The sequence below is a fragment of the Paraburkholderia solisilvae genome (assembly GCF_902859875.1).
Taxonomy (GTDB): domain Bacteria; phylum Pseudomonadota; class Gammaproteobacteria; order Burkholderiales; family Burkholderiaceae; genus Paraburkholderia; species Paraburkholderia solisilvae.
Map to the genome: position 1 here is coordinate 102,271 of NZ_CADIKF010000004.1, position 26,725 is coordinate 128,995.

At 63.2% G+C, this 26,725-nt stretch carries 16 protein-coding genes and 1 pseudogene; 3 read left to right on the forward strand and 14 right to left on the reverse strand.

Features of this window, described 5'->3' with window-relative positions; translation table 11 throughout:
• Window positions 1-208 precede the first annotated feature (208 nt).
• Window positions 209-529, forward strand: coding sequence for a hypothetical protein (locus tag HV675_RS04280; protein ID WP_175109518.1), 321 nt, complete (start codon window positions 209-211; stop codon window positions 527-529).
• 92 nt (window positions 530-621) lie between these two features.
• On the opposite strand, the gene HV675_RS04285 is transcribed toward HV675_RS04280, so the two are convergent.
• The 4 genes from HV675_RS04285 to edd all read right to left on the reverse strand — a co-directional run bounded on the left by HV675_RS04285 (window position 622) and on the right by edd (window position 5,356).
• Entirely contained in the window at window positions 622-1,116 is a 495-nt protein-coding gene (locus HV675_RS04285) for a gluconokinase (RefSeq protein WP_175109519.1), read from the reverse strand.
• A gap of 10 nt (window positions 1,117-1,126) precedes the next feature.
• On the reverse strand, window positions 1,127-2,488 hold the full coding sequence (locus HV675_RS04290) for a GntP family permease (RefSeq protein WP_175109520.1): 1,362 nt from the start codon (window positions 2,486-2,488) through the stop codon (window positions 1,127-1,129).
• Window positions 2,489-2,753: 265 nt separating this feature from the next.
• On the reverse strand, window positions 2,754-3,389 hold the full coding sequence (eda, locus tag HV675_RS04295; protein ID WP_175109521.1) for a bifunctional 4-hydroxy-2-oxoglutarate aldolase/2-dehydro-3-deoxy-phosphogluconate aldolase: 636 nt from the start codon (window positions 3,387-3,389) through the stop codon (window positions 2,754-2,756).
• A gap of 11 nt (window positions 3,390-3,400) precedes the next feature.
• Window positions 3,401-5,356, reverse strand: a complete 1,956-nt coding sequence (edd, locus tag HV675_RS04300) for a phosphogluconate dehydratase (RefSeq protein WP_175109522.1) — start codon at window positions 5,354-5,356, stop codon at window positions 3,401-3,403.
• Between the two features lie 298 nt (window positions 5,357-5,654).
• On the opposite strand from edd, the gene HV675_RS04305 reads away from it, so the two are divergent.
• Window positions 5,655-6,500, forward strand: a complete 846-nt coding sequence (locus HV675_RS04305; protein ID WP_175109523.1) for a MurR/RpiR family transcriptional regulator — start codon at window positions 5,655-5,657, stop codon at window positions 6,498-6,500.
• Window positions 6,501-6,676: 176 nt separating this feature from the next.
• Here HV675_RS04305 and HV675_RS04310 read toward each other — a convergent pair whose 3' ends face one another.
• The 7 genes and pseudogenes from HV675_RS04310 to leuS all read right to left on the reverse strand — a co-directional run bounded on the left by HV675_RS04310 (window position 6,677) and on the right by leuS (window position 22,153).
• Window positions 6,677-14,827, reverse strand: a complete 8,151-nt coding sequence (locus HV675_RS04310; RefSeq protein WP_246270093.1) for a YadA-like family protein — start codon at window positions 14,825-14,827, stop codon at window positions 6,677-6,679.
• Window positions 14,828-15,025: 198 nt separating this feature from the next.
• Window positions 15,026-15,151 (reverse strand): annotated as a pseudogene (locus HV675_RS32920) (ESPR domain-containing protein); the annotation flags it as partial.
• 640 nt (window positions 15,152-15,791) lie between these two features.
• A complete protein-coding gene (locus tag HV675_RS04315; protein WP_175109525.1) occupies window positions 15,792-16,208 on the reverse strand; it encodes a CopD family protein in 417 nt (138 codons plus the stop codon).
• 46 nt (window positions 16,209-16,254) lie between these two features.
• On the reverse strand, window positions 16,255-17,526 hold the full coding sequence (locus HV675_RS04320; RefSeq protein ID WP_175109526.1) for a glutamate-5-semialdehyde dehydrogenase: 1,272 nt from the start codon (window positions 17,524-17,526) through the stop codon (window positions 16,255-16,257).
• A 208-nt stretch (window positions 17,527-17,734) separates the two neighbouring features.
• Window positions 17,735-18,910, reverse strand: a complete 1,176-nt coding sequence (gene holA, locus HV675_RS04325; protein WP_175109527.1) for a DNA polymerase III subunit delta — start codon at window positions 18,908-18,910, stop codon at window positions 17,735-17,737.
• 21 nt (window positions 18,911-18,931) lie between these two features.
• The gene (locus HV675_RS04330) at window positions 18,932-19,483 is read right to left on the reverse strand and encodes an LPS-assembly lipoprotein LptE (protein WP_175109528.1); all 552 of its coding nucleotides are present in this window, start codon (window positions 19,481-19,483) and stop codon (window positions 18,932-18,934) included.
• A gap of 75 nt (window positions 19,484-19,558) precedes the next feature.
• On the reverse strand, window positions 19,559-22,153 hold the full coding sequence (leuS, locus tag HV675_RS04335; RefSeq protein WP_175109529.1) for a leucine--tRNA ligase: 2,595 nt from the start codon (window positions 22,151-22,153) through the stop codon (window positions 19,559-19,561).
• Window positions 22,154-22,512: 359 nt separating this feature from the next.
• Here leuS and HV675_RS04340 point away from each other — a divergent pair, with 359 nt between their 5' ends.
• Window positions 22,513-24,306 carry an ESPR-type extended signal peptide-containing protein gene (locus tag HV675_RS04340; RefSeq protein WP_175109530.1) on the forward strand — a complete coding sequence of 598 codons (1,794 nt, stop codon included), beginning with the start codon at window positions 22,513-22,515 and terminating at the stop codon, window positions 24,304-24,306.
• 165 nt (window positions 24,307-24,471) lie between these two features.
• Here the strand turns inward: HV675_RS04340 and HV675_RS04345 are convergent, their stop codons facing one another.
• The 3 genes from HV675_RS04345 to dapB all read right to left on the reverse strand — a co-directional run bounded on the left by HV675_RS04345 (window position 24,472) and on the right by dapB (window position 26,719).
• On the reverse strand, window positions 24,472-24,933 hold the full coding sequence (locus HV675_RS04345; protein WP_175109531.1) for an ExbD/TolR family protein: 462 nt from the start codon (window positions 24,931-24,933) through the stop codon (window positions 24,472-24,474).
• Window positions 24,934-24,970: 37 nt separating this feature from the next.
• The gene (locus HV675_RS04350) at window positions 24,971-25,693 is read right to left on the reverse strand and encodes a MotA/TolQ/ExbB proton channel family protein (RefSeq protein ID WP_175109532.1); all 723 of its coding nucleotides are present in this window, start codon (window positions 25,691-25,693) and stop codon (window positions 24,971-24,973) included.
• 228 nt (window positions 25,694-25,921) lie between these two features.
• Window positions 25,922-26,719, reverse strand: a complete 798-nt coding sequence (gene dapB, locus HV675_RS04355) for a 4-hydroxy-tetrahydrodipicolinate reductase (protein WP_175109533.1) — start codon at window positions 26,717-26,719, stop codon at window positions 25,922-25,924.
• Window positions 26,720-26,725 lie beyond the last annotated feature (6 nt).

Sequence of the window (26,725 nt, forward strand, 5' to 3'; positions counted from 1 at the left end):
GGTGTGAGAGCCCGGTGACCAGGACCGCATAACCTGCGCAAGCAGGTTGGTGCGGTTTTCCTCTGCGCGCCTCATGGGCGGGCCGGGGCAAGGGGCCGCAAGGCCACCGGTTCTCTTGGTCCCGGTCTCTCAACCTCGCCTACGTGCCCGCTCACCCCTATCCCCCAAGCGGTGTCGGGCGCCTCGAGAATCAACGGGAAATCGCACGATGAATAAACCTGGTTTACCTAAAGTTTCCGCGCAAGTCGTCAATCTCGGGCGTTCAGCGGCGGAAGCCAGTTATCGGTACGCGGATCGCTTCGGCGATTTACGCGCGCTCGCCAAGCTGCTGCAAAACACGGTAGAACGGGCAAGAGCCGAGAATGACGATCATTGCGCGGTGGCCGCGATCATCGTCCGGCTAAGCGACGAATACGCGACGTTCGCGCGTGCCGAAGCCGACATGTTCGCGACCGTAGCCAGCCTCGAACTGGAAGACGACGCGGACGATGTCTGCGCAGGCGGTGGTCGTCCGCCGTCCAAACACTAGCATCGGAACCTCGGACGCGAAGGCGAATGAAAAATAGCGCCATCAATCATATGAGGCGCTTTTTTGTTGAATGTCTGAATGCCTTTGCCCGTTTAACGTGTCTTCAACTGCTCGAGCACGTTATCGACTATCTGTTCCGGCGTCAGATCGATGCTCACCGTGATCGCTTCATCGTCTCCCGGTTCTTCCAGCGTATCCAGCTGACTCTGCAACAGCGACGGATCGAAGAAGTGCCCGGTCCGCGTTTGCAGCCGCTCTTCGAGCACTTCACGCGTGCCCTTCAGATAAACGAAGCAGACATCTTTGTCACCATCGCGCAAGATGTCGCGATACACGCGCTTTAGCGACGAGCACGTGAACACCGCGTCCTCATTCGCGCGCTGCTTCTCTTCAATCGCCGCGCGAATCGTCTTCAGCCATGGCCAGCGGTCTTCGTCGGTCAGTGGAATGCCCTTGTGCATCTTCTCCTTGTTGGCCGCGCTGTGAAACGCGTCGCCGTCGGTGAAGCCGCACCGCAGGCGCTCGGCGAGCAGCTCGCCGATGCGGGTTTTGCCGGCGCCCGAAACGCCCATCGCAATCAGAATCATCGAACCCTCCTTACACGACCGTCGCCAGCGCAAAGGTCAGCCCCAAGCCCAGCAACGAAATGATGGTCTCGCACAGCGACCAGGTCTTGAATGTTTGACCCACCGTCATGCCGAAATATTCCTTGATCAGCCAGAAGCCGCCGTCGTTCACGTGCGAGAAGATCAGCGAACCGGAACCGGTCGCGAGCACGAGCAGCTCGGGTTTGACCGCCGCCGCGCCCCCGGAGGCGATCGGCGCGACGATCCCGCATGCGGTCGTCATCGCCACCGTGGCCGAGCCGGTCGCGAGGCGAATCAGCGCGGCCACGCACCAGCCGAGCAACAGCGGCGACAGATGCGCGGAGGTCGCCGTCTCGACGATCTGCTTCGAAATGCCGCTATCCAGCAGCACGCGGCCGAAACCGCCGCCCGCGCCGACGATCAGCGTAATGCCCGCGATCGGCGCGAGGCAATCGCCGCAAAATTTCTGGATCTGCTCGCGATTGAAACCGCGCTGCGCGCCGAACGTCCAGAAGCTGACAAGCACCGCGATCAACAGTGCGACGTCGGTGTTGCCGATAAAGTGCAGCAGATCGTTCGGCAGCGTCTTCGGTGTGGAGACGAGATCGGCCCAGCTACCGATCAGCATCAGAATGACCGGCAGCAGAATGGTGAAAAGCGTCACGCCGAAACCGGGCAATTCGCGCTTTTCCTTGCGCTCGCCCGAATCGACGAATTGCGCGGCCAGCGGATTGTTCTCGGGCAGCTTGATATGACGATGAATCAGCAGCGCGAACAACGGTCCCGCGACCACCGCCGTCGGCACACCGACGATCAGCCCGTACACGATGGTCCTGCCGATATCCGCGTGATACGCCTGCACCGCAAGCAGCGCGGCCGGGTGCGGCGGAATCAGGCCGTGCACGACGGACAGTCCCGCGACCATCGGCAGGCCGATCAGCAAGAGCGATTTGCCGGTGCGCTTCGCCACATTGAAGGCGATCGGAATGAGCAGCACGAAACCCACTTCGAAAAACACCGGCAAGCCGACGATGATCGCGACGAACATCATCGCCCAGTGAATGTGCTTCTCACCGAACCAGCGGATCAACGTGGTCGCGATACGTTCGGCGCCGCCCGATTCCGCCATCATCTTGCCGAGCATCGTGCCGAGGCCCACCACGATCGCGATATGACCGAGCGTGTTGCCGTTGCCTGTTTCGAACGACTTCACGATCGACCCGATCGGCATGCCGACCGCGAGCCCGAGCAGCAGCGAGACGATGATCAGAACAAGGAACGGATAGACCTTGAAGCGTGTGATCATCAGGATCAGCACGGCGATCGCGATCACGGCGTAGATCAGCAGCATGCTGCCGTGGACAGCTTCCATGAAGCGCCTCCTTTGCGTTATTCGTTTGATTGCACAGCACGGCTGCACGTCGCGTACCCGCGACGCGAATTTTACTGCTTGCGGGTTAAGGCCGCAGACAGGACCAGCAAGACAAGCCGCGGCGCGCGTCCGCACGCGTGCCGGCAGCAATCAACAAAAATGCCTCGCCGTCGCAGCCGTGCGGCTGAATCGGCGAGGCATCGTGTGATGCGGAACCTGTTGCCTGTTTGTTGCTGAGTGAATCAGCAGTCCAAACGCATGGTGATCAATGCGCGGCGAGCGCGGTCGCGGCGCGCGCGAGACGCGTCACTTCATCCCAGTTCTGCGCAGCCAGCGCGGCCTTCGGCGTGAGCCACGAACCGCCCACGCATACGACGTTCGGCAGCGCGAGAAAATTCGGCGCCGACTCCGCGGTAATGCCGCCGGTCGGGCAAAACTTGAGCGCCGGGAACGGCCCGTGAAATGCCTGCAGCATCGGCACGCCGCCCGCTTGCTGCGCGGGGAAGAACTTCACGATCTCATAGCCGAGCTCGAGCGCGACGATGATGTCCGTCGGCGTCATCACGCCGGGCAGCAGCGGCAAACCGGCGTCTTGCGCCGCCTTGTGCATGTCTCGGGTCAAGCCCGGCGACACGCCGAACTGCGCGCCCGCTTTCTTCGCCAGCGCGCAATGCTCGGGCTTCGTGATCGTGCCGACACCGACGACGATATCTTCGGCCAGCTGGCTCGCGCGTTCGATCGCCTTCAGGCCCGCTTCGGTGCGCAGCGTGATTTCGAGCACCTTCACACCGCCTGCGTGCAAGGCACGCGACACGTGCTCGCCCTGCTCGACCGAATCGAAGGCGAGCACCGGAATCACCGGGCCGAGCCGCACGATATCGCTTACTTTCTTTGCCGTCATGGTCACACTCCTTACTTATGCATTGCGTGGCTGGGTTGCGCGTGCGCAGCCGTTGCTGCGGCCTGCTTCGAAGAGTGGGCTGCAGCATGCGCGCCCGATTGAACCTGCCCGTTCACACACTCGTGGTCATTGGCCTCGCCGACGAGCGGCCCGAACACCGAGGCGCCCAATTCCGCAGGCGCCGCCGCCGCGCGAAACACGCCGAACAGTTCGCGACCGAAACCCACTTCGTTGCCCGCCTGGTGATGGCACTCGGCAAGCGGACGTACCGCCCACTCCGCCGCGTCGATCTCGATGTCGAGCACGCCCGCTTCGGCGTCGATCACGATCGTATCGCCATTGCGCACCTTGCCGAGCGGACCTTGCAGCAGCGCTTCGGGTGACACGTGAATCACCGCGGGCACCTTGCCCGATGCGCCCGACATACGGCCGTCAGTGACCAGCGCAACGTGGAAACCCTGATCCTGCAGCACGCCGAGCAGCGGCGTCAAACGATGCAGCTCGGGCATGCCGTTTGCGCGGGCGCCCTGGAAGCGCACCACCGCGACGAAATCGCGCTTCAGGTCGCCGTTGTCGAACGCTTCCTGCACGGCCTCCTGCGAATCGAACACGATCGCCGGCGCTTTCACCGCGCGATGTTCATGCGCGACCGCGGAAATCTTGATCACGCCGCGTCCGAGCTTGCCTTGCATCAGGCGCAGGCCGCCATCGGGCTGGAACGGCTCCTTGATATTGCGCAGCACTTTCGTATCGTGGCTTTCAGCGGCGCCTGGCACCCAGGTCAGCTTGCCGTCGATCAGCTTCGGCTCTTCGGTGTAGTGCTTGAGCCCCCGGCCCGCGACCGTATTCACATCGTCGTGCAGCAGGCCGCCTTCGAGCAGATTGCGAACCAGGAAGGCGACGCCGCCGGCCGCATGGAAGTGATTCACGTCCGCCTTGCCGTTCGGATACACCTTCGCGAGCAGCGGCACCGCTTGCGACAGCGCATCGAAATCGTCCCAGTCGATGATCACGCCGGCCGCCCGCGCAATCGCAACGAGATGCAGCGTGTGATTCGTCGAGCCGCCGGTCGCAAGCAACGCGACGATGCCGTTCACCACGGCCTTTTCGTCGACCACGTGACCGATCGGCATGTAGTGGCCGCGCTCGGCCGTCAGATCGAGCACGCGGCGCGCGGCCTGCGCGGTGAGCGCATCGCGCAGCGGCGTATGCGGATGCACGAATGCCGAGCCCGGCAGATGCATGCCCATCACTTCCATCAGCATCTGGTTGCTGTTTGCGGTGCCGTAGAACGTGCACGTGCCATGGCCGTGATAGGCCGCGGCTTCCGCTTCGAGCAGCGCGCCGCGGTCGCACCCGCCGGTCGCGAACTGCTGGCGGATCTTCGCCTTGTCGTCATTCGACAGGCCGCTCGTCATCGGGCCCGCGGGGACGAAGATAGTCGGCAGATGGCCGAATTGCAGCGCGCCGATCATCAGGCCCGGCACGATCTTGTCGCATACGCCGAGGCAAAGTGCCGCGTCGAACATGTTGTGCGTCAGCGCGACGGCCGTACTCATCGCAATCACTTCGCGCGAGAACAGCGACAGCTCCATCCCCGCATTGCCTTGCGTGATGCCGTCGCACATCGCGGGCACGCCGCCCGCGAACTGCGCGACGCCACCGTTTTCGCGCGCGGCGGCTTTGATGATGTCGGGGAATGTCTTGTACGGCGCGTGCGCGGACAGCATCTCGTTGTACGACGACACGATGCCGATATTCGGCTGGCCGATCGTCTTGATCGCGAGTTTGTCGTTGCCTTCCAGTCCGGCAAAACCATGCGCGAGGTTCGCGCATGACAGCGCGCCGCGCGCCGGGAATTTGCCCTGCGCATGCTCGATGCGAGCCAGATAGGCGTCGCGCGTCGGCTTGCTGCGCTCGATCACGCGGCGCGTGACCTTCATCAATTGCGAATGCGGGGAAACCATCGATGCTCCTTCGTCGCCGGCTGACGGTTGCGCGCTGGGGCGCTGCGCCGGATATCGGTGTCGCGGGGACGGCCTCGAGGCCGTGCACACGATATTAGTAGAAAAACTACATCCTATCAATGTGGCAAGCGCTGAATTTGAGATTCAGTGAATCGCCTCATGAGCCATATTATTAAAGGGTTTGAGCAAAATGCGGCCGATCCAGGGAAATCCCCTATACGCGGACATGTAGTTTTTGTACCTATTCTACTGATCGGCTATAGTCCTCTCGTTTCTTCAGCATAGTGCGAGTTCTCCGATGATGTTGTCCCAAGTGCAAGCGATGCGCGACCAGCTTCGCCCGTCCGAACGCAAGCTCGCCGACTACGTGATCGAAGCGCCGCGCGAGGTGCTCGATCTGTCGATGACCGAGGTCGCGGCGCGCGCCGGCGTGAGCCAGCCGACCATCGCGCGCTTTTGCCATGCGCTCGGCTTTTCGGGGTTCCGCGAGTTCAAGATTCGCCTTGCGCAAGGTATTGCAGCAGACGTGCCCGCGGTCTACCGCGACGTGCGGCCCGACGAACCGGCGCCGGGCGTCGCCGCCAAGGTGCTGGATCGAACCATCGGCGCGCTGATCCAGGTGCGCAACAACCTGTCGACGGACAGCGTCGCGGCGGCGATCGCGCTGCTAGCGCATGCGCGCCGGATCGAGTTTTACGGCGCGGGCGGTTCAGGTGTGGCGGCGCTCGATATGCAACACAAATTCTTTCGGCTCGGCATGCCGAGCGTCGCGTATTCGGATCCGCATACCTTTCTGATGTCGGCCGCGCTGCTCGGCGCAGGCGATGTGGTCGTCGCGATTTCGAATACCGGGCGCACGCGCGACATCGTCGATGCGGCGAAGTCGGCGCTTGCCGCCGGCGCAAAGGTGATCGCGGTGACGCACGGTAATTCGCCGCTCGCGCGAATCGCGTCGATTGGCCTCTTCGCGAATGTCGATGAAGACACGGATATTTTTTCGCCGATGACGTCGCGCACATCGCATCTCGCGATCGGCGACATTCTGGCGGTAGGCGTTGCACTGCAACGTGGACCGGAGCTCGCGGAGAAGCTGGCCGGCGCGAAGGGGCTGATTACGCGCAGGCGGATCGGGCCCGAGGAGTAGAGCGAAAGCTCGCGTGCGCCTTGCGCCCGCAACGATGCCACCAAACGTATATCGACAGCACAATAAAAAACGGGCTCCCGAAGGAGCCCGTTTCAACTTGCAGCAAAGAATAACTACAGAGGCTTCGCCATCCGCAGTCGAGCGGCCATTACCGCGCCGCCCTTGCGCTTACCGGATTACCACTGGTACGACGCGCCCGCACCGACGGTCGTGCCGTTGCCAGGAGCCATACCCGCGCCAATCTTCACCTTCAGGTTCTGAGTGATGCGAGCCGAAGCGCCGAGCGCCATCGCCTGATAACCCTTGTAGTTGCCGGTGCCGACACCGACCGCGATCGTCTTGCCTTGATCGACGTCCGGAATCATCGTCAGCGCGGTTGCCGCGGCGATACCGCCGTATGCATTCTTCGCGACGCTGTTCACCTGCGACTGCATCGAGTTGATGCGCTGGTCCGTGTAGTCCTTCGACGACATACCTTGCGGCAGATCGCCCACACGCGCATCGGTGTAGCTGTTCGCGTCGGCGACCGCGTCGTTCAACTGACCGACGTTCACCGCATCGCTCGTTGCCGTGCCCGCTGCGACGTTGGTGATCTTCTTTCCACCCGCATCGTTGTTCCAGCTACCGCCACCGCTGATGTTGGTGATCTGACCTTCGACGACCGTCACGCGTTTGTCGATGTTCGTCACCTGACCTTGCAGCGCCGACAACTGACCGAAGTTCACCGCGTCGTACTGACCCTTGCCGTTCGCGACATTGGTCAGCACCACCGGGGCGCCCGCGCCGCCGGCAACACCGCCCAGCGTGATGCGGTCATGTGCCGACGTGTCGTACATCACAGCATCGCCGATATGGTCGAAGTTGTAGTTGATGTCGTCGATGCGTTTGTTCGTGGCGAACAACTGCGAACCGTTGACCGCATCGGTGCTCGTCGCCGACAACGCACCCGCCGCGACGTTATGCAGCGCCACCGGAGCCGTTGCATCCTTGCCGCCGAACGTCACCGAGTCCTTCGTCGCGCTGTCGTACACCACGGCGAGCGACTTGCCCGTCGTGCCGTCGATCACACCGCCGTCGATCAGCGTGTTCCTGATGTTGGTGATGTCACCGGTGTTCTGCGTGACACGACCGTCAAGGTTGCTGATTGCGTCGCCGACCGTGTGAACGCTCGTCGAGCCTTCGTTCAGCGAGTACGTCGGAGCCGAGACCGTACCGTCTGCGTTCACCGTCGAACCGCCGCCCAGCGCGCTCGCCGTGCTGCTGGCCACGTTGTACAGCTGCGAACCGTTGATCGCTTCCTTGCTCGCCGCGTTCACCGCACCGGCCTTCACGTTGGCGATCGTCGTACCGTCCGCACCGCCGAGCGAAATCTTGCTCTTCGATGCATCGTCATACGAGACGAATGCGTTGGTGACATTGCCCGACGTGTCGATGTTCAGACCCGCCGACTTCAGCTGCGCGACGTTCACGGCATCCTTGTCGCCCACACCAGCGTTCACGTTCGACAGGATCGTGCCGTTGGCGCCGTTGAACGTTACGCGGTCATGCGCCGACGTGTCGTACTTGATGCCATCGACCGAACCGGTTGCCGCCTTCGCATCGACTGCAGCGAGTGCGGAACCGACGTCGCCATACGTGCTGCCTGCGACGTTGTAGCTCGGCTTCACGATCCTGCCGTTCGCATCCACCGTCGAACCGCCGCCCAGCGCTGCCGCCGTGCTGCTTGCCGTGTTGTACAGCTGCGAACCGTTGATCGCGTCCGTGCTGGCTGCGCCCACTGCGCCCGCCTTCACGTTCGTGATCGTCGTGCCTGCCGCACCACCGGCCAGCGTCACCTTGTCATGCGCTGACGTGTCGTACTTCACCGCATCCGCGAGCGCACCGTTGATGTTGGTGACCTGCGTGTTCAGCGTGGTGATGTCGCCGGTGTTCTTCGCGACATTCTGGTTCGTCGCATAGAGCTGCGAGCCGTTGACCGCGTCCATGCTGGTGGCGCTCAGTGCGCCCGCCTTCACGTTCGCGATGGTCGTGCCGGCCGTGCCGCCCGCCAGCGTAATCGAGCCCTTCGTCGCGTCATCGTATGCGACGAACGAGTTCGTCACATTGCCCGACGTATCGACATTCAGACCCGCCGCCTTCAGCTGTGCGAGGTTCACCGCATCCATGTCGGCCGTACCGGCCTTCACGTTCGACAGCGTCGTGCCGCTTGAACCGCTGAACGTCACCTTGTCGTGCGCCGACGTGTCGTACTTCACGCCGTCGACCGAACCGGTCGCAGCCTTCGCGTCGACCGCGGCGAGCGCCGAACCGACGTCGCTATAGGTGCTGCCTGCGACGTCGTAGCTCGGCTTGTTCACCGAACCATCCGCGTTCACGCCGGCGCCGCCGCCGAGCGCAGTCGTCACGCCCTTCAGCTGCGAGACGTTCACTGCGTCGGTGTCTTGCGTACCCGCCGCCACGTTGATGATCTGACGACGCAGGAGGCTCGTGCCCATGCCCGGCACCGCCGATGCACCGACCGACACCGTGTTCGCACGATTGTCGTCCGAGCTGTTCGCGCCCAGCACCACGCTGCCTTCGGTACCCGTGATAATGTTGCTGCCGATCGCGACGGTGTTCTTGCCACCGACCGACACGTTGCTGCCGATCGCCACCGAGTTGTCCGAACCGGTGTTCACTTCCGTGCCGTTGCTGCCGATGGCCACCGAGTTGATCGAAGCTGCCGACACCGTCGAACCGATACCGACCGCGGAATCCGCGCCGATCGCGATGTTCTGGCCGACCGCCACGCCATTGCTGCCCAACACGCTGACGTTCTGGCCCGCTGCCACTGCGTTGTCCGCATTGGCATGCGCGTTCAGACCCATCGCGATGCCGTTCTTGCCGAGCGCGTCGGTCGCGGTCGACAGCGTGGTCGGACCGGACACGATCAGCTGGTCCGGCGTCTTGCTCGAGGTTGCACCGAGCATCATCGTCGACGCGCCGAGCATGCCGTTGCTCTTCACACCGGTATTCGTGATTGCCGCACCGATCGCCGTGTTCATCTGGCCCACAGTCACCGCGTCGCTGATGCTCGTACCGTCAGCCAGGTTCACGATACGGCGCTTGCTGGTCGTCGAACCGACCGCGAACGTGTTCGCTTGCGAAGTCGACGAACCGTAGCCGATCGCGACCGAGTTCTGCGCCATCGCACGGGCATTCGCGCCGATGGCGAGGGCGCCGTCGCCCATCGCCTGCGCAAAGCCGCCGATTGCGACCGCGTCGGCGCCTGCTGCCGTCGCGTCCAGTGCGTTCGTGTCGCCGAACTTGATGTACTTCAGCTTCGGCGCGATTTCGTTCATCGACGACGACATGTCGGTGATACGCGTGTCGAGCGCGGTAACCGCACCGTCGACGCCGTCGACCGTCTTGCCGCCCACCGAGTACTCAGGCATCGAGATGCTGCCGTCCGGGTTGACCGTCGAACCGCCGCCGAGCGCCTTCGTTTCGCTGGAAGCGAGCGTGTACAACTGCGAGCCGTTGATCGCGTCCGTGCTGGTGGCGCTGACCGCACCGGCCTTCACATTGGTGATCGTCGTGCCTGCGCTGCCGCCGGCCAGCGTGACCTTGCCCTTCGTCGCGTCGTCGTATGCGACAAACGAGTTCGTCACATTGCCCGACGTGTCGACATTCAGGCCAGCCGCCTTCAGCTGTGCCATGTTGACTGCATCGGTATCCGCCTGGCCTGCCGACACACCGTTCAACTGACGCGCGCCCGCGGTGCCGGTGAAGTCCACCTTCGTGCCGTCGGTTGCCTTCGCCACGGTGATCGTCTTCGTCGCCGCGTCCTGCTGGACCAGACCGATCTTGCCGTTGTTGATGTTGTTCGTCAGGTTCGTGATCGACGTCGTGTTGCCCGTCGTCGCCGTGTCGATCGCGGCCAGTGCCGAACCGACGTCGCTCTTCGTCTGGCCCTGGACCGTGTACGTCGGCGCCTTGATCGTGCCGTCGGTGTTCACCGCTGCGCCGCCGCCCAGTGCGCTCGCGACGCTGTTCGCTTCGCCGTACAGTTGCGAACCGTTGATTGCGTCCGTGCTGGCTGCGCCGATTGCACCGGCCTTCACGTTCGTGATGGTCGTGCCGTTCGTGCCGCCGGCCAGCGTCACCTTGCCCTTCGTCGCATCGTCATACGCGACGAACGAGTTCGTCACGTTGCCCGATGTGTCGACGTTCAGACCGGCTGCCTTCAACTGCGCGAGGTTCACCGCGTCCATGTCGGCCGTGCCGGCCGTCACGTTCGACAGCTTCGTGCCGTTCGTGCCGTTGAACGTCACCTTGTCGTGGGCCGAGGTATCGTACTTCACGCCGTCGACCGAGCCCGATGCAGCCTTCGCATCAACCGCGGCCAGCGCCGAACCGACATCCGTATAGGTGCCGCCTGCCACGTCGTAGCTCGGCTTCGCGATCCGGCCGTTCGCATCCACCGACGAACCGCCTCCCAGCGCTGCTGCCGTGCTGCTTGCCGTGTTGTACAGTTGCGAGCCGTTGATCGCGTCCGTGCTGGTCGAGCTGACACCACCCGCCTTCACGTTCGTGATCGTCGTGCCGGCTGCACCACCGGCCAGCGTGACCTTGCCCTTCGTTGCATCGTCATATGCGACGAACGAGTTCGTCACCGTGCCCGATGTGTCGACGTTCAGGCCGGCTGCCTTCAATTGCGCGAGGTTCACTGCGTCCATGTCAGCCGCACCGGCCTTCACGTTCGAAATGGTCGTGCCGTTCGCGCCGCCTGCCAGCGTGACCTTGTCATGCGCCGACGTGTCGTACTTCACCGCATCCGCAAGCTCACCGTTGATGTTCGTGACCTGCGTGTTCAGCGTGGTGATGTCGCCCGTGTTCTTCGCGACGTCCTGGTTCGTGGCGTACAGTTGCGCGCCGTTCACCGCGTCCGTGCTGGTCGCGTTCAGTGCACCGGCCTTCACGTTAGTGATGGTCGTACCCGCGCTGCCGCCAGCCAGCGTAACCTTGCCCTTCGTCGCGTCGTCATAAGCGACGAACGAGTTCGTCACATTGCCCGATGTATCGACGTTCAGGCCTGCTGCCTTCAGCTGTGCGAGGTTCACCGCGTCCATGTCGGCTGTGCCGGCCGTCACGTTCGACAGCTTCGTGCCGTTCGTGCCGTTGAACGTCACCTTGTCGTGTGCCGACGTGTCGTACTTCACGCCGTCGACCGAGCCCGATGCAGCCTTCGCGTCGACCGCGGCCAGCGCCGAACCGACGTCCGTGTAGGTGCCGCCTGCCACGTCGTAGCTCGGCTTCACGATCCGGCCGTTCGCATCCACCGACGAACCGCCGCCCAACGCTGCCGCCGTGCTGCCCGCCGTGTTGTACAGCTGCGAACCGTTGATCGCGTCCGTGCTGGCTGCGCCCACTGCGCCCGCCTTCACGTTCGTGATCGTCGTGCCGGTCGCACCACCGGCCAGCGTCACCTTGTCATGCGCCGACGTGTCGTATTTCACTGCATCCGCAAGCTCACCATTGATGTTCGTGACCTGCGTGTTCAGCGTGGTGATGTCGCCCGTGTTCTTCGCGACGTCCTGGTTCGTGGCGTACAGTTGCGCGCCGTTTACCGCGTCCGTGCTGGTCGCGTTCAGTGCACCGGCCTTCACGTTAGTGATGGTCGTGCCTGCGCTGCCGCCGGCCAGCGTGACCTTGCCCTTCGTCGCGTCATCGTATGCGACGAACGAGTTCGTCACATTGCCCGACGTGTCGACGTTCAGACCCGCGGCCTTCAGCTGTGCAAGGTTCACCGCGTCCAGATCCGCCGTACCGGCTTTCACGTTCGAAATGGTCGTGCCGTTCGTGCCGCCGGCCAGCGTCACCTTGCCCTTCGTCGCATCGTCATACGCGACGAACGAGTTCGTCACGTTGCCCGATGTGTCGACGTTCAGACCGGCCGCCTTCAGTTGTGCGAGGTTCACCGCGTCCATATCGGCCGTGCCGGCCGTCACGTTCGACAGCTTCGTGCCGTTCGTGCCGTTGAACGTCACCTTGTCGTGTGCCGACGTGTCGTACTTGACCGCATCCGCGAGTTGACCGTTGATGTTCGTGATCTGCGTGTTCAGCGAGCTCACATTCTGATTCGTGGCGTACAGTTGCGCGCCGTTCACCGCGTCCGTGCTGGTGGCGCTCAGCGCACCGGCCTTCACGTTCGTGATAGTCGTACCCGCGCTGCCGCCAGCCAGCGTCACCTTGCCCTTGGTCGCATCGTCGTATGCGACGAACGAGTTCGTCACCGTGCCCGACGTGTCGACATTCAGCCCCGCTGCCTTCAATTGCGCGAGGTTCACGGCGTCCGTGTCGGCCGCGCCGGCCTTCACGTTCGACAACGTCGTGCCGCTTGCACCGTTGAACGTCACCTTGTCATGGGCCGACGTGTCGTACTTCACTGCATCGACCGAGCCCGCACCGGCCTTGGTGTCGACCGCAGCCAGCGCCGCGCCGACATCCGTATAGGTGCCGCCTGCCACGTTGTAATTGGGCTTCTTGATGGTGCCGTCCGCGTTCACGCCCGCACCGCCGCCGAGCGTAGCCGTCACGCCCTTGAGCTGCGACACGTTCACTGCGTCGGTGTCTTGCGTACCCGCTGCCACGTTGATGATCTGGCGACGCACCATCGACGTGCCCATGCCCGGCACTGCCGACGAGCCGACCGACACCGTGTTCGCACGGTTGTCGTCCGAGCTGTTTGCGCCCAGCACCACGCTGTTCGCGGTACCGACGACGATGTTCGAGCCGAGGCCGACCGAATTCTGGCCGCCGACCGACACGCCGCTACCGATCGCGACAGCATTCGCCGCATTGGTGTTGACTTCCGTGCCGTTGCTACCGATCGCAACCGAGTTCTCCGATGCGACCGAGGTAGCCACACCAATCGCGACCGCCGAATCCGCGCCGACCGCGATGTTCTGGCCGACCGCCACGCCGTTCGCGCCGAGCACGCTGACGTTCTGGCCGGCTGCCACCGCGTTGTCCGCGTTGGCGTGCGAGTTCAGACCGATGGCGATGCCGTTCTTGCCGATGGCGTCGGTCGGGGTCGACAACGTGGTCGGGCCCGAGACGATCAACTGGTCCGGCGTCTTGCTGGACTGGCTTGCGCCGAGCATCATCGTCGACGCGCCGAGCAGGCCATTGTTCTTCACGCCGGAATTGACGAGGGCTGCGCCGATCGCCGTGTTCATCTGGCCGAGCGTGACGGCGTCGCTGACGCCGGTTGCGTCCGCAACGTTGACGATGCGGCGTTTTGCCGTGCTGGAGCCTACCGCGAAGGTGTTGGCTTGCGTCGTCGATGAACCGTAGCCGATGGCGACGGAGTTCGTCCCCATCGCGCGGGATTGCGCGCCGATCGCGAGCGTGTTGTCGCCGATTGCCTGAGCAAAGCCGCCGATTGCGACGGCGTCCTGGCCGGAAGCGGTTGCGTCGAGCGCGTTGGTTTGACCGAACTTGACGTACTTCAACTTGTCGGAAATTGCGTTGGCCGCCGACGACATGTCGGTGATGCGCGTGTCGAGCGCGCTGACCGCGCCGTCGACGCCGTCAACGGTGTTGCCGCCAACCTTGTACTCGGGCTTCGAAATGGCGCCGTCCGCGTTGACTGCGGAACCACCGCCCAGTGCTTGCGCTGTGCTGCTTGCGACGTTGTACAACTGCGAGCCGTTGATTGCGTCCGTGCTGGACGAGCTGACGGCGCCTGCCTTCAGGTTGGTGATTGACGTGCCGGCCGTGCCGCCTGCAAGCGTGATCGTGCCCTTCGTTGCATCGTCGTAAGCGACGAACGAGTTCGACACGTTGCCCGAGGTGTCGACATTCAGCCCTGCTGCCTTCAGTTGTGCGAGGTTCACCGCATCCATGTCGGCCGCACCGGCCTTCACGTTTGACAGCGTAGTGCCGCCCGCACCACTAAGCGTTACGCCAGTATGGGTTGACGAATCGTACTTGACGCCATCTGCCGAACCGGTCCCCGCCTTCGCGTCCACTGCAGCCAGTGCCGAGCCGACATCGCTATACGTGCTGCCTGCGACGTTGTAGGTCGGTGTCTTGACCGTGCCGTCCGTATTCACTGTCGAACCGCCGCCCAGCGCCGTTGCGACGCTGCCCGCTACCCCGTACAACTGCGAGCCGTTGATCGCGTCTTTACTAGACGTCGTGACATCCCCATTCGCAAGGTGGCTGATCTTCTGCTGTTGCATGTCGACGCCGCCCCAGAACGTCGCCGTCTTCCAGACGTCCATATAGCCGCCAACCGCAATGGAATCCTCGGTGCCGGATGTTTTGCCCGAGGAATACATCACAATATTTGTGCCCGGATTGCCAACGCCGCTCGCGCCGGTCCCCGCACTGGGATGACACTTCGCCTCGTTAATGACACCCCATGTGCCATTGTTGTCGTCGGCATCATCCTCGCAAGTGGTCCCTCCCACCGCCTGTTTTGTGATTGCTACTACCGCCTCTGCCTGAGCAGCGTAAAGGCCACTACCAATCACCAAAAGCGTGGCCGCAATCCGAATCGAGCTGCGCGCAGACGACTTCTTACCCCGTCCCTTCGCATTCTCCTGCACCGCCATCCACGTCCCAGTGGATTCATTCCAGACTGACCGATAAGTCTTATTCATCACGTAATCCTAAAAATACCGAAATGATTCAAACGCCAGAACCCGAGCGATAAGCGCACGAAAAACAGGCGCAAAAACATCCCGCGGCGCTTCAACGGCGCCGTTTGATCAATGAAAAAATGGACACTTCAGACCGGCCTCGGGACACGAGAAATCGTGAACCGCTATCGCGTGTCGATCGGCCGAAGCCGGAGGTGGGGCAGGAGAAATTCGGTATGCAGAGAATCCGCCCAGCCCATCCACCGCGAGGTGAACTTTATGGGGCACGGTCTTAGGCGAGAATCGGATTACTCCGAATAGGGCGTGACGGGCTTTAAAACAACATGCGAACGGATATGAAAGACTCAGAAAGCAAAACGAAGGAATGTGTGAAAGTTCGAATTTTTGGACAAAATTCGTCATCGCTCAGAACGCCGCGATTGACCGGTCAAAGCGCGAGCAATCGCGTCAACCGCGAGTCAATATTTCGAGAGAATTAGCGTGCGCAAACGCGCTGATGGCGGGCGGCGCAGCGAACGCACCACCCGATGGATGAGAGAGAACGGAGGGGACTGAAACGAGCGGCGGACCTGCTTTGAGGACAGCCGCGAAAGCAAAAAACTATTGGGGAATGGCAAACACCTTGGTGATCAATTCAATATCAAAACGGCTTGATCACCACCAACGCCACCGCTGCCAGCATCCCCAGCACCGGCAGTTCGTTGAACATCCGATACCACTTATGCGAGCGCCGGTTTTCACCACGCTCGAACGTCCTCAGCAGTAAGCCGCAGTACACGTGATACAACACAAGCAGAACCACCACGCCGACCTTCGCGTGAATCCATCCCTGCCCGCGTCCGATGCCCACTGCGAGCCACAGCCACAACCCGCAAGCCAGCGCCGGCACCGCAATAAACGACATAAACCTGAACAGCTTGCGCGCCATGATCAGCAACCGTGCGACCGCGGCCGGTTCCGTTTCCATCGCCAGATTCACAAAGATCCGCGGCAAATAAAAAAGCCCGGCAAACCAGGCTGCGATCAATACGATGTGAAACGTTTTGATCCAGAGCATCGATGAAGTCCCTGTTCTTCGTTCGAATATGAGCGCGAGTCGAAAGTTACTGACGTCCCTCGCCGTGCCCCAGCACGACATACTTAAGCGACGTCAGCCCTTCGAGTCCCACCGGCCCGCGCGCATGCAGCTTGTCGTTCGAAATGCCGATCTCGGCACCCAGGCCGAACTCGAAGCCGTCCGCAAAACGCGTCGACGCATTGACCATCACGCTCGCCGAGTCCACTTCGCGAAGGAACCGCATCGCGCGGTCGTGATCTTCGGTGACGATCGCATCGGTATGCGCCGAGCCGTACGTATTGATGTGCTCAATCGCTTCATCGATGCCGTCGACCATTTTCACCGCCAGCACCGGCGCGAGATATTCGGTACGCCAATCTTCCTCAGTCGCATCGACGAGCGGCCCGACGCCCGCGCCTTCGAGCACCGCGCGCGCCGCCGCATCGACGCGCAATTCCACCTCTTTCTCGCGATAGAGCTTGCCGAGCTTCGGCAGCACCTGCGCTGCGATGCCGCGCGCCACCAGCAGCGTCTCCATCGTATTGCACGTGCCGTAGCGATGCGTCTTTGCGTTATCGCAAACGTTCATCGCCTTCGCAAGATCCGCGCGGTCATCCACATACACATGGCAAATGCCGTCGAGATGCTTGATCATCGGCACGCGCGCTTCTTCCATCAGCCGCGCGATCAGGCTCTTGCCGCCGCGCGGCACGATCACGTCGACGTATTCGGTCATCGTGATCAGCTTGCCGACCGCTGCGCGATCCGGCGTTTCGACCACTTGCACCGCATCCTGCGGCAAGCCCGCCGCATCAAGCCCCTCGCCGATCAGCTTCGCGAGCGCCGTATTGCACTCGAGCGCTTCCGAGCCGCCGCGCAAAATCGTCGCATTGCCCGACTTCAAACACAGCGCGGCCGCGTCGATCGTCACATTCGGCCGCGACTCATAAATGATGCCGATCACACCGAGCGGCACGCGCATCTGCCCGACCTGAATCCCGCTCGGCCGGTACTTCAGATTGCTGATCTCACCGATCGGATCCGGCAGCGCGGCGACCTGCCGCAAGCCTTCGACCATCGTCTTCAACGCCTTGTCCGATAGTGTCAACCGATCGACGAACGCGGCATCCAGACCTTTCTCGCGAGCCCGTGCGACGTCGCGCGCATTCGCTTCCTTCAACTGCGCGGCGTCGCGCTCGATCGCGCGCGCAACCGCGTCGAGCGCGGCATTCTTCGCCGCCGTCGACGCCCGCGCCATCGCGCGCGAAGCGCGGCGCGCGCGGCGGCCGAGGTCGGTCATGTACTGGTCGATATCCATCGTGATTTCCGTCGCGCCGCGCCTCATCACGAGACGCGAGCACTGTCAGTTAGCGAACATCAATTCGATTGTAAGTCGAGGCGGAAATGCATGCGCCGCGACAAGGTGAACCGGGTCGTCATGTGCACGTTGCGCGCCGCAACGACGCGCGGCACGGCCATCGCCGTAACGCGACACCCGCGCGGAACAAGTCCGTCAGACACGCCCGTCAGGACGGCCGCCGCGCAGGCGCCGCGGGCGACGGTCGCCCGGCGCTTCTGGCCGGCACGGTCGCCGGCGTCTTCGCCGGCATGCCCGCCCCCGCGCGCGCGCCTTGGCCAGCGGCGGTTGGTGGCGGCGCGGCAACCGTCATCGCCAGCTCGAAGAGTCCCGCCCACGGGTCGGGCGGCGGATCGTTGAGCCGGTTGCCCGGCGTGCTGCCGGACAGGCCTTTTACCTGCCGGTCGAGCTTCGCCGCGAGCGTCAGCGCCTTTTCGAGCGCCGCTTCCGTCACGCGCGACAGCGCCGGACCGATCAGCCGCTCCCGCGGCCCCCACACGCGATTTTCACGCGTCAGCATCGCAAGCGGCTTACCCGCCGCGACACCGCGCTTGATGCGCAACAGCGTGCGCACCTCTTCAACCACTGCCCACAGCACCAGCACCGCGGCCTCGCCTTCGCCGCGCAGACCATCGAGCATGCGCGACAAGCGACCGACGTCGCCCGCCAGCATCGCTTCGTTCAGCTTGAATACGTCATAGCGCGCGACGTTCAGCACCGCGTCCTGAATCTGCTCGAACGTCAACGAGCCCGCCGGATAAAGCAGCCCGAGCTTCTGGATTTCCTGATGCGCAGCGAGCAGATTGCCTTCGACCCGCTCCGCCATGAATTGCAGCGCGCGCCGGCCGTCTTCGCCCGGCGCGACGCGTTGCTGCTGCAGCGCAAGCCGTTGCCCGATCCAGTTCGGCAATTGCGCGCGCTCGACCGGATCGATCTTCAGCGCGACGCCTGCATCGGCCAGCGCGGTGAACCAGCCGGCCTTCTGCGTCGCCGCGTCGAGCCGCGGCAGCGTCACCAGAGTCAACGTATCGGGATTGGCCGCATCGGCCAGCGTCTTCAACGCTTCCGCGCCTTCCTTGCCGGGCTTGCCGGTCGGAATGCGCAGCTCGACCAGTTGCCGGTCGCCGAACAGCGACATCGACTGGCTCGCGCCCAGCAATGAGCTCCAGTCGAAGCCGCGTTCGACGGTAAACACATTGCGGTCCGTAAAACCCGACGCACGCGCGGCGGCGCGAATCCGGTCGCACGCTTCCTGTGCGAGCAGATGCTCGTCACCGTACACGACGTACAGGCCGGCGAGTCCTTTCGCCAGATGCGTTTCAAGCGCGTCAAGTCGCAGTTGCATGGCTATCGTGACAAACGATGATCAAAGCGGCGGCGGCGGCAACGGCGCACGCGGCGCCACGGCCGGCACACCCTCGCCCGGCGCCGGATGCAGCGACTTCACGATCGCGAGACGCCGCCAAAGCTGATCAGCCGCATCGTTACGCATGTCCGCGTAGAGCAGATCGGCTTCGGCCGACTTCGACTGCGAGAACTGGTCGCTATACGTCATGGCCCGATTCAACGCGATCGCGCTGTTCGGAATCAATACGGTCCCGTCCTTGCCGACCAGCGTGTACGTAATGGAATACGTCAACGCATACTCTTCGACGACACCGAGCGAATTCAGCGTCAGCACGCTCGCACCGGTCGATTCGGAGACTCTCAGCACCGCGTCCGCATTCGCAATCGAATTGACGACGACCGTGTCGCTGCCGCCCTGGATAATGCGGGTCAGGCGAGCGGAGAACGCCGGTGCTCCGCCGGTAATGGCAAGACGCTTGAACGCGTAATCCGACTGACCGCGCAGCTGGAAGCCGCAGGCGGACAACATCATCACGCTACACGCGAGTGTCAGAAACGATCTGCGCGTCACTTTGACTCCTGGTTCGCAGTTAATTCTGCGGCAACGGCTGAGCGGCGGCGAAGCCTGCACGCCCGCGCGCTGCCATCACGCGACGATATTCACGAGGCGCCCCGGCACGATGATCACCTTCTTCGCCGGCCGCCCTTCGCTGAACTTCGCGAACATTTCGTGCGCGACCGCCGTCTGTTCGATCGCTTCGCGCGATGCGTCCTTCGCCACGGTCAGCGCGCCGCGCACCTTGCCGTTCACCTGCAGCACCAGTTCGATCTCGGCCTGCTCGAGCGCCTTTTCGTCGACCTTCGGCCACGGCGCATCCAGCAGCGTGCCGAACTCATCCGCGTAACCCAGCTCTTGCCACAACTGGAACGTGATGTGCGGCACCACCGGATACAGCGCACGCAGCAAGACGCCATACGTCTCGCGCAGTACGCCCGGCTGGATATCGCGCGCGCCTTCGATCGCGTTGAGCATCTTCATCGCGGCCGAGACGACCGTGTTGTACTGCAGACGCTGGTAATCGAAGTCCGCCTGCTTCAGCACACTGTGGATCTCGCGGCGCAGCGCCTTTTCGGACTCGTTCAATCGCGCGGCATCGAACGGCGCGCGTTCGCGCAACGCGGCATCGTTCGCCTGCGCGAATGCCCATACGCGGCGCAGGAAACGGCTCGCGCCCTCGACGCCCGCGCCCGACCACTCGAGCTGCTGCTCGGGCGGCGCCGCGAACATCGTGAACAGACGCGCGGTGTCGGCGCCGTACTGATCGATCAGCACTTGCGGGTCGACGCCGTTGTTCTTCGACTTCGACATTTTCTCGACGCCGCCCAGCTCGACCGGCTGGCCGTCGGCATTCAGCGTCGCGCCGAGCGGGCGGCCCTTGTCGTCATGCGTGACGGTGACGTCGGCCGGGTTGTACCAGGTCTTCTTGCCGGCCTTGTCTTCGCGATGGAACGTTTCGTTGAGCACCATGCCTTGCGTGAGCAGGTTCTTCGCCGGCTCGCCGAAATTCACGATGCCCAGATCGCGTGACACCTTCGCCCAGAAACGCGAATACAGCAGGTGAAGAATCGCGTGCTCGATGCCGCCGATGTATTGATCCATCGGCATCCAGTAGTCGGTGCGCGCGTCGACCATCGTGGTCGCGTCCGGCGCCGCGTAGCGATAGAAGTACCAGGCGGAATCGACGAACGTGTCCATCGTGTCGGTTTCGCGCTTCGCCGCGCCGCCGCACTTCGGGCACACGCAGTTGACGAACGCTTCGGACTTTGCGAGCGGATTGCCCGTGCCGTCCGGCACGAGATCTTCCGGCAGCACGACCGGCAGATCCTGCTCGGGCACCGGCACATCGCCGCACGTCGGGCAGTGGATGATCGGGATCGGCGTGCCCCAGTAGCGCTGGCGCGAGATACCCCAGTCGCGCAGACGATACGTGACCTGCCTGTCGCCGACGCCGAGCGCTTTCAGGTCCGCGGCGATCGCATCGACGGCTTGCTGATACGTCAGCCCGTCGTATTTGCCGCTGTTGACGAGCACGCCATTCTCCTTGTCGGCGTACCACTCCTGCCAGGCGTCCGTCGAGAACGACTGACCCTCGACCGCCACCACCTGCTTCACCGGAATGCCGTATTTCTTCACGAACGCGAAGTCGCGTTCATCGTGTGCCGGCACGCCCATCACCGCGCCTTCGCCGTAGCTCATCAGCACGTAGTTGCCGATCCACACCTCGACCTGCTGCTGCGTGAGCGGGTGCGTGACGTGGAAACCGGTCGCCATGCCCTTCTTTTCCATCGTCGCCATATCGGCTTCGGCGACGCCGCCGTGCTTGCATTCGTCGATGAACGCCTGCAGGTCCGGTCTGCCCTGCGCGAGGCGCGTCGCGAGCGGATGCTCGGCGGCGATCGCGCAGAACGTGACGCCCATGATCGTATCGGCGCGCGTCGTGAACACCCGCATCAGCTTCTTCTCGCCGTCGATCTCATACGGGAAGCCGAAGTTCACGCCATAGCTCTTGCCGATCCAGTTCTGCTGCATCACCTTCACGCGCTCGGGCCAGCCGAGGCCTTCGAGGTCGTTCAGCAGTTCGTCCGCGTACTGCGTGATGCGCATGTAGTACATCGGGATTTCGCGCTTCTCGACCACCGCGCCCGAGCGCCAGCCGCGGCCGTCGATCACCTGCTCGTTCGCGAGCACGGTCTGGTCGACCGGGTCCCAGTTGACGGTGCCGGTCTTCTTGTATGCGATGCCCTTCTCGAGCATCTTGAGGAACAGCCACTGGTTCCACTTGTAGTAGTCGGGCTTGCAGGTGGTGACTTCGCGCGACCAGTCGATCGCGAGGCCCATCGACTGCATCTGCCCCTTCATGTACGCGATATTGTCGTAGGTCCACTTCGCCGGCGGCACGTTGTTCGCCATCGCGGCGTTTTCGGCCGGCATGCCGAACGCGTCCCAGCCCATCGGCATCAGCGTGTTGTAGCCGTTCATCCGCAGATAGCGGTACATCACGTCGTTGATCGTGTAGTTGCGCACGTGCCCCATGTGCAGCTTGCCCGACGGGTACGGCAGCATCGACACGCAATAGAACTTGGGTTTGCCCGCGGTTTCCGTCGTTTTGTACGCGTCGCTAGCCTGCCATTGGGCTCGCGCGGCCTGTTCGACGTCGGAGGGAACGTATTTTTCGTGCATGGTTCGGTGGTGTCGCTCGGTCGGTGCGGATGCACCGGACGGGTGCTCGGCTGGGTGTGAAATGTTGCTGGATCCCGTTACGCGGGAAAGGGCAGATTATACCGTTCGGCGGAGCTGGGACTGAGTGCCACTGTCCGGACGCAGACCTTGACCACTATTCAAGCGCGACGGCCCCCGCGAGACAAAACAAATTAAGACTGCTCCTATCCTCATCCCGATAACCGACTCCTAGAATTTTTTTTGTTGCGCTGGCTGTTCCAAAGAACAGATCCACGGAAAAACTTGCGATTGCAAGTTTCCATTTCTACAGCACGAAGCGCACTGCCCGGATCGTTTTCTAGATTTCTTGGGAGCAGGTTATGAACCGCGCTTACCGTATCGTCTGGAATGCTGTCACTGCCACATGGACCGTCGCCTCGGAATTGACCAAAGGTCGCAGGGCTTCGAGAGGGCGCGCCGCAAAGTCGCTCACTGCGACCAGCACTGTAGCTTCGCTCGTCATTGCCGCGGGCGGCGTTGTAACGATCGCTTCGGAGGCGGCAACGCCAAATTCGTATGCGGTCGGCGTGCTCGATCAGGGCGGAGGCAAGCAGACTTGCTTCTCGAGTGAGACTCCCGGCGCACTCAATACCTCGACTCAAGACTGCGACTCGGGCGCGGGAAACACGCAGGCCGGCATCGTTGCATACGACCCGGATGGTAAATGGGGTTCGTATGTCACGCTGTCTGACTCCTCCAGCGTGCGAATCGGAGTTGGCAATACGGATAAGCTGGTCATCAGGGCCGACGGTGTTGACGCATACGATCAATTGCGGATGAATGGCAAGAACGTTACCGGGCTCGGTTCCGGCCAGGTGTCCGCCACCAGCACGGACGCGGTGAATGGCTCGCAGCTGTACGGCGTGAGCGAATCCGTTGCTCAGGCAATGGGCGGCGGTTCGACGGTCAATGCCGACGGTACGATCTCAGCACCGAGCTACATTGTCGACGGCACGACGGTTCATAACGTGGGCGACGCGATCACAAACATCGATGAGCGCACGACGATCAACAGCACCGCGATCAGCAACATCAACGAAACGTTGAACAACATCACGGAAAGCGGTGCCGGCGTCAAGTTCTTCCATGCGAACTCGGCTCTGGCAGATTCGCAAGCGATCGGAGTCGACTCGGTCGCAATTGGCGGCAACGCCCGTGCGCAGGCAGACAATTCGGTCGCGCTCGGCTCGAACTCGGTAGCAGATCGTGTGAACTCGGTTTCTGTCGGTGCGGCGGGCGCCGAGCGTCAAATCACGAATGTGGCTGCGGGGACGATCGATACCGACGCAGTGAACCTCGGCCAGCTCAAAGCCGCGGGTCTGATCAACCCCGACGGCACGGCAAACGCCGCAGTGACCTACGATCACAACACCGATAGTTCGATCAACTACAGCAGCGTCACGATGGGCAACAACGTGGATGGGGGCACCGCAATCCACAACATCGCAGCCGGCACGGACGGCATGGACGCCGTCAACGTCGATCAGATGAACGCTGCAATCGCCAGCGTGGTCGCCATCGCCGGCGATTCGTCGAACCCGCTGTTCACCGCGAATGGAAGCCGCGCTGCGGAAGCTGCGGTCGCAAGCGGCATTCACTCGACCGCGATGGGTGCGAACGCGAAGGCGTCGGCGGACAACTCGGTGGCTCTCGGTGCGAACTCCGTCGCCGACCGTGCAAACACGGTATCGGTCGGCGCAGCCGGTAGCGAGCGCCAGATCGTCAACGTCGCGGCAGGCACGCAAGCCACCGACGCAGTGAATGTCGACCAGTTGAACGCCACCATGAACAGCGCTATCGGCAGCTTGCCGGCCGGCATGACCGCGAAGGACTATACCGATTCGCGCTTCAACTCGATGCAGAACACGGTGAACCAGGTCGCGAAGAATTCGTATGCGGGTATCGCCGCAGCGATGGCGATGCCGAACCTGACGCCGTCCCAACCAGGCAAAACGGTCATCGCAGCGGGTAGCGGCGCGTACAAGAGCGGCGCGGCGGCGGCGCTCGGTGTGACGCACCGTTCGCGTAACGGCAAGTGGCTGACCAATGGTGCGGTGTCCGTGACGTCGACAGGCGATGCGGGTGCCCGCGTGCAGGTGGGTTACGAGTTTTAAGCACGCAGGACCGGGACAGGCGCGTGTGGCAAGCTGCGGCGCACGCCTGCACCTGAAGGGTTCACGTATGAGCGCGGTTGGGCGGTAACAGTCAACCGCGTTTTTTGTGTGCGCGCCGCGCGTCTTGTACGTTCTCGCGAAACAACGGCTGAAGGAACCCCACTGCTAAGGCTGAGCAGCCGCGGCTCCGCCGGACACCCTTCCGTCAGCGACAGCTGGAGGCTCGGTCACAAACCCGATCCGCTCCAACCCCGCCTGCTGCGCGGCGCCCATCACCTGCGCGATCACTTCGTAGCGCGTGGTCCGCTCGGCACGCAGATGAATCTCCGGCTGCTGTTTCTGCTTGCCCGCCTCGACGAACCGCGCGCGCATCTGGTCAAGCGTGACCGGTTTGTCGTCCCAGTAGATCTTGCCCGCCGCATCGATCGACAGCGTCACCGTCTGCGGCGTCTCGCGCGCTTCCGACGCCGCGACGCGCGGCAGATCCAGCCGTATTGCGTGCGTGAAAAGCGGTGCGGTGATGATGAAAATCACCAGCAGCACGAGCATCACGTCGATCAGCGGCGTCATGTTGATGTCCGCCATCGGCGCGGCCGTCTTGTGCTTGTCGAGTCCGCCGAATGCCATGTCGTTCGTTCTCCGCCAGGCTGCGCGTTTGTGCGCGTTACCGGTGCGCGGCCGCGTCGCGCGCCGCGGCATGCTCCGGCGTCACGTCGCGCGGCCGCTCGGCCGGCGCGCACACGTACGCATGCAAGTCATGCGCGAAGCCGTCGAGTTCCTCCGAAAGCTGCCGCACGAGACGCCCGAGCACGTTGTACGCAAGCACCGCCGGGATCGCGACCACGAGGCCGAACGCGGTCATGATCAGCGCTTCGCCGACCGGGCCGGCCACGTTTTCGATCATCGCCTGCCCGCTCTCCGCGATACTGCCGAGCGCGTGATAAATGCCCCACACGGTGCCGAGCAGACCGACAAACGGCGCCGTGCTGCCCACCGATGCGAGCAACACCTGCCCAAACTCGAGCCGCCGCTGCGACTGGCTAAGCGCCTCGCGCAACGCACGCACCACACGTTCGCTGCGCTCGACACGCGCCAGCATGGCGCCGGGCGTTTCGACTTCCGACGCACGCAGCGCCGCTTGTGCAAGCGGCGTGAAAACGCGCTCGCTGTCCGCACGCTTCATCGCCGCAATGCCATCGGATAACGTCGACGCCTGCCAGAACACGGCGAGCGCCCGCGGCCCTTGCCGTTTCGCGCGCGCGAGCATCCAGCCTTTCACGATCAGAAAGCACCAACTGGCAATCGACATCGCGGCGAGCACATACGCCACGCCGTGCGTAATCGCGTCGCTGGTTTGCAGGTAGTGGAGGATGCCAGGGCTTGCCATCTGACCTCACTGTTCGAGAACGCGGATGCGAACCGCTCGCGTCATGTGCTGGATGCCGTGCACGCGGACGGCGGCGCGGCCGCATGGAAAGAAACACTGACGCCTGAACGGCCCGATGAACGAGCCTGAAATCCGGCCCAGACGCGACACGACGTGCGGCCGGCGTGGAAAGAAGAAGCGGCGGCGCACGCACCTGCGAACGCCACAGCCCACTTAACGCTGACCTGCTTAGCGCAGACCGAGCACGTCCTGCATATCGTACAGGCCGTTTGCACGGCTTGCGAGAAACCGCGCCGCGCGCAGCGCGCCCTGTGCATACGACAGCCGGCTCGCCGACTTGTGCGTAATTTCGATGCGCTCGCCGGTGCCGGCAAAGAGAACGGTATGGTCCCCGACGATATCGCCGCCGCGAATCGCCGAAAAACCGATTGTCGACGGATCGCGTTCGCCGGTTACGCCGTGACGCCCGAGCACCGCGCACTCTTCGAGCTTGCGGCCGAGCGCACCCGCGATCACTTCGCCCATCGTCAGCGCGGTGCCCGACGGCGCATCGACCTTATGACGATGATGCGCCTCGATGATTTCGATGTCGTAACCCTGCGCGAAATGACGCGCCGCGAATTCGAGCAGCTTCAACGTGACGTTCACGCCGACGCTCATATTCGACGAAAACACAATGCCGATCGTGTCCGCCGCCGCGCGCAACTGCGCCTTCTGCGCTTCGTCGAAACCCGTCGTGCCGATCACCAGCTTCACGTTGTGGCGCAATGCCGCTTCGATGTGCGCGACGGTCCCCTCGGGGCGCGTAAAGTCGATCAGGCAATCGGCTTGCGCGAGCACGCGGTCGAGATCGTCGGACAGCGCGACGCCCGTGTGCTTGCCGAGGAAGGCGCCCGCGTCCTGCCCGAGTTGCGGCGTGCCCGCCCGGTCCAGCGCGCCCGAAAGCGTCATGTCAGGCTCGTTCAGGACCGTTTCGATGAGCATGTGGCCCATCCGGCCCGATGCGCCGGCAATGGCAATTTTCATGGCGGA

Coding starts and splice junctions, on each gene's coding strand:
- HV675_RS04280 (WP_175109518.1), top strand. CDS start 209: ATGAATAAACCTGGTTTACCTAAAGTTTCCGCGCAAGTCGTCAATCTC.
- HV675_RS04285 (WP_175109519.1), bottom strand. CDS start 1,116: ATGATTCTGATTGCGATGGGCGTTTCGGGCGCCGGCAAAACCCGCATC.
- HV675_RS04290 (WP_175109520.1), bottom strand. CDS start 2,488: ATGGAAGCTGTCCACGGCAGCATGCTGCTGATCTACGCCGTGATCGCG.
- eda (WP_175109521.1), bottom strand. CDS start 3,389: ATGACGGCAAAGAAAGTAAGCGATATCGTGCGGCTCGGCCCGGTGATT.
- edd (WP_175109522.1), bottom strand. CDS start 5,356: ATGGTTTCCCCGCATTCGCAATTGATGAAGGTCACGCGCCGCGTGATC.
- HV675_RS04305 (WP_175109523.1), top strand. CDS start 5,655: ATGATGTTGTCCCAAGTGCAAGCGATGCGCGACCAGCTTCGCCCGTCC.
- HV675_RS04310 (WP_246270093.1), bottom strand. CDS start 14,827: ATGTATTCCTCGGGCAAAACATCCGGCACCGAGGATTCCATTGCGGTT.
- HV675_RS04315 (WP_175109525.1), bottom strand. CDS start 16,208: ATGCTCTGGATCAAAACGTTTCACATCGTATTGATCGCAGCCTGGTTT.
- HV675_RS04320 (WP_175109526.1), bottom strand. CDS start 17,526: ATGGATATCGACCAGTACATGACCGACCTCGGCCGCCGCGCGCGCCGC.
- holA (WP_175109527.1), bottom strand. CDS start 18,910: ATGCAACTGCGACTTGACGCGCTTGAAACGCATCTGGCGAAAGGACTC.
- leuS (WP_175109529.1), bottom strand. CDS start 22,153: ATGCACGAAAAATACGTTCCCTCCGACGTCGAACAGGCCGCGCGAGCC.
- HV675_RS04340 (WP_175109530.1), top strand. CDS start 22,513: ATGAACCGCGCTTACCGTATCGTCTGGAATGCTGTCACTGCCACATGG.
- HV675_RS04345 (WP_175109531.1), bottom strand. CDS start 24,933: ATGGCATTCGGCGGACTCGACAAGCACAAGACGGCCGCGCCGATGGCG.
- HV675_RS04350 (WP_175109532.1), bottom strand. CDS start 25,693: ATGGCAAGCCCTGGCATCCTCCACTACCTGCAAACCAGCGACGCGATT.
- dapB (WP_175109533.1), bottom strand. CDS start 26,719: ATGAAAATTGCCATTGCCGGCGCATCGGGCCGGATGGGCCACATGCTC.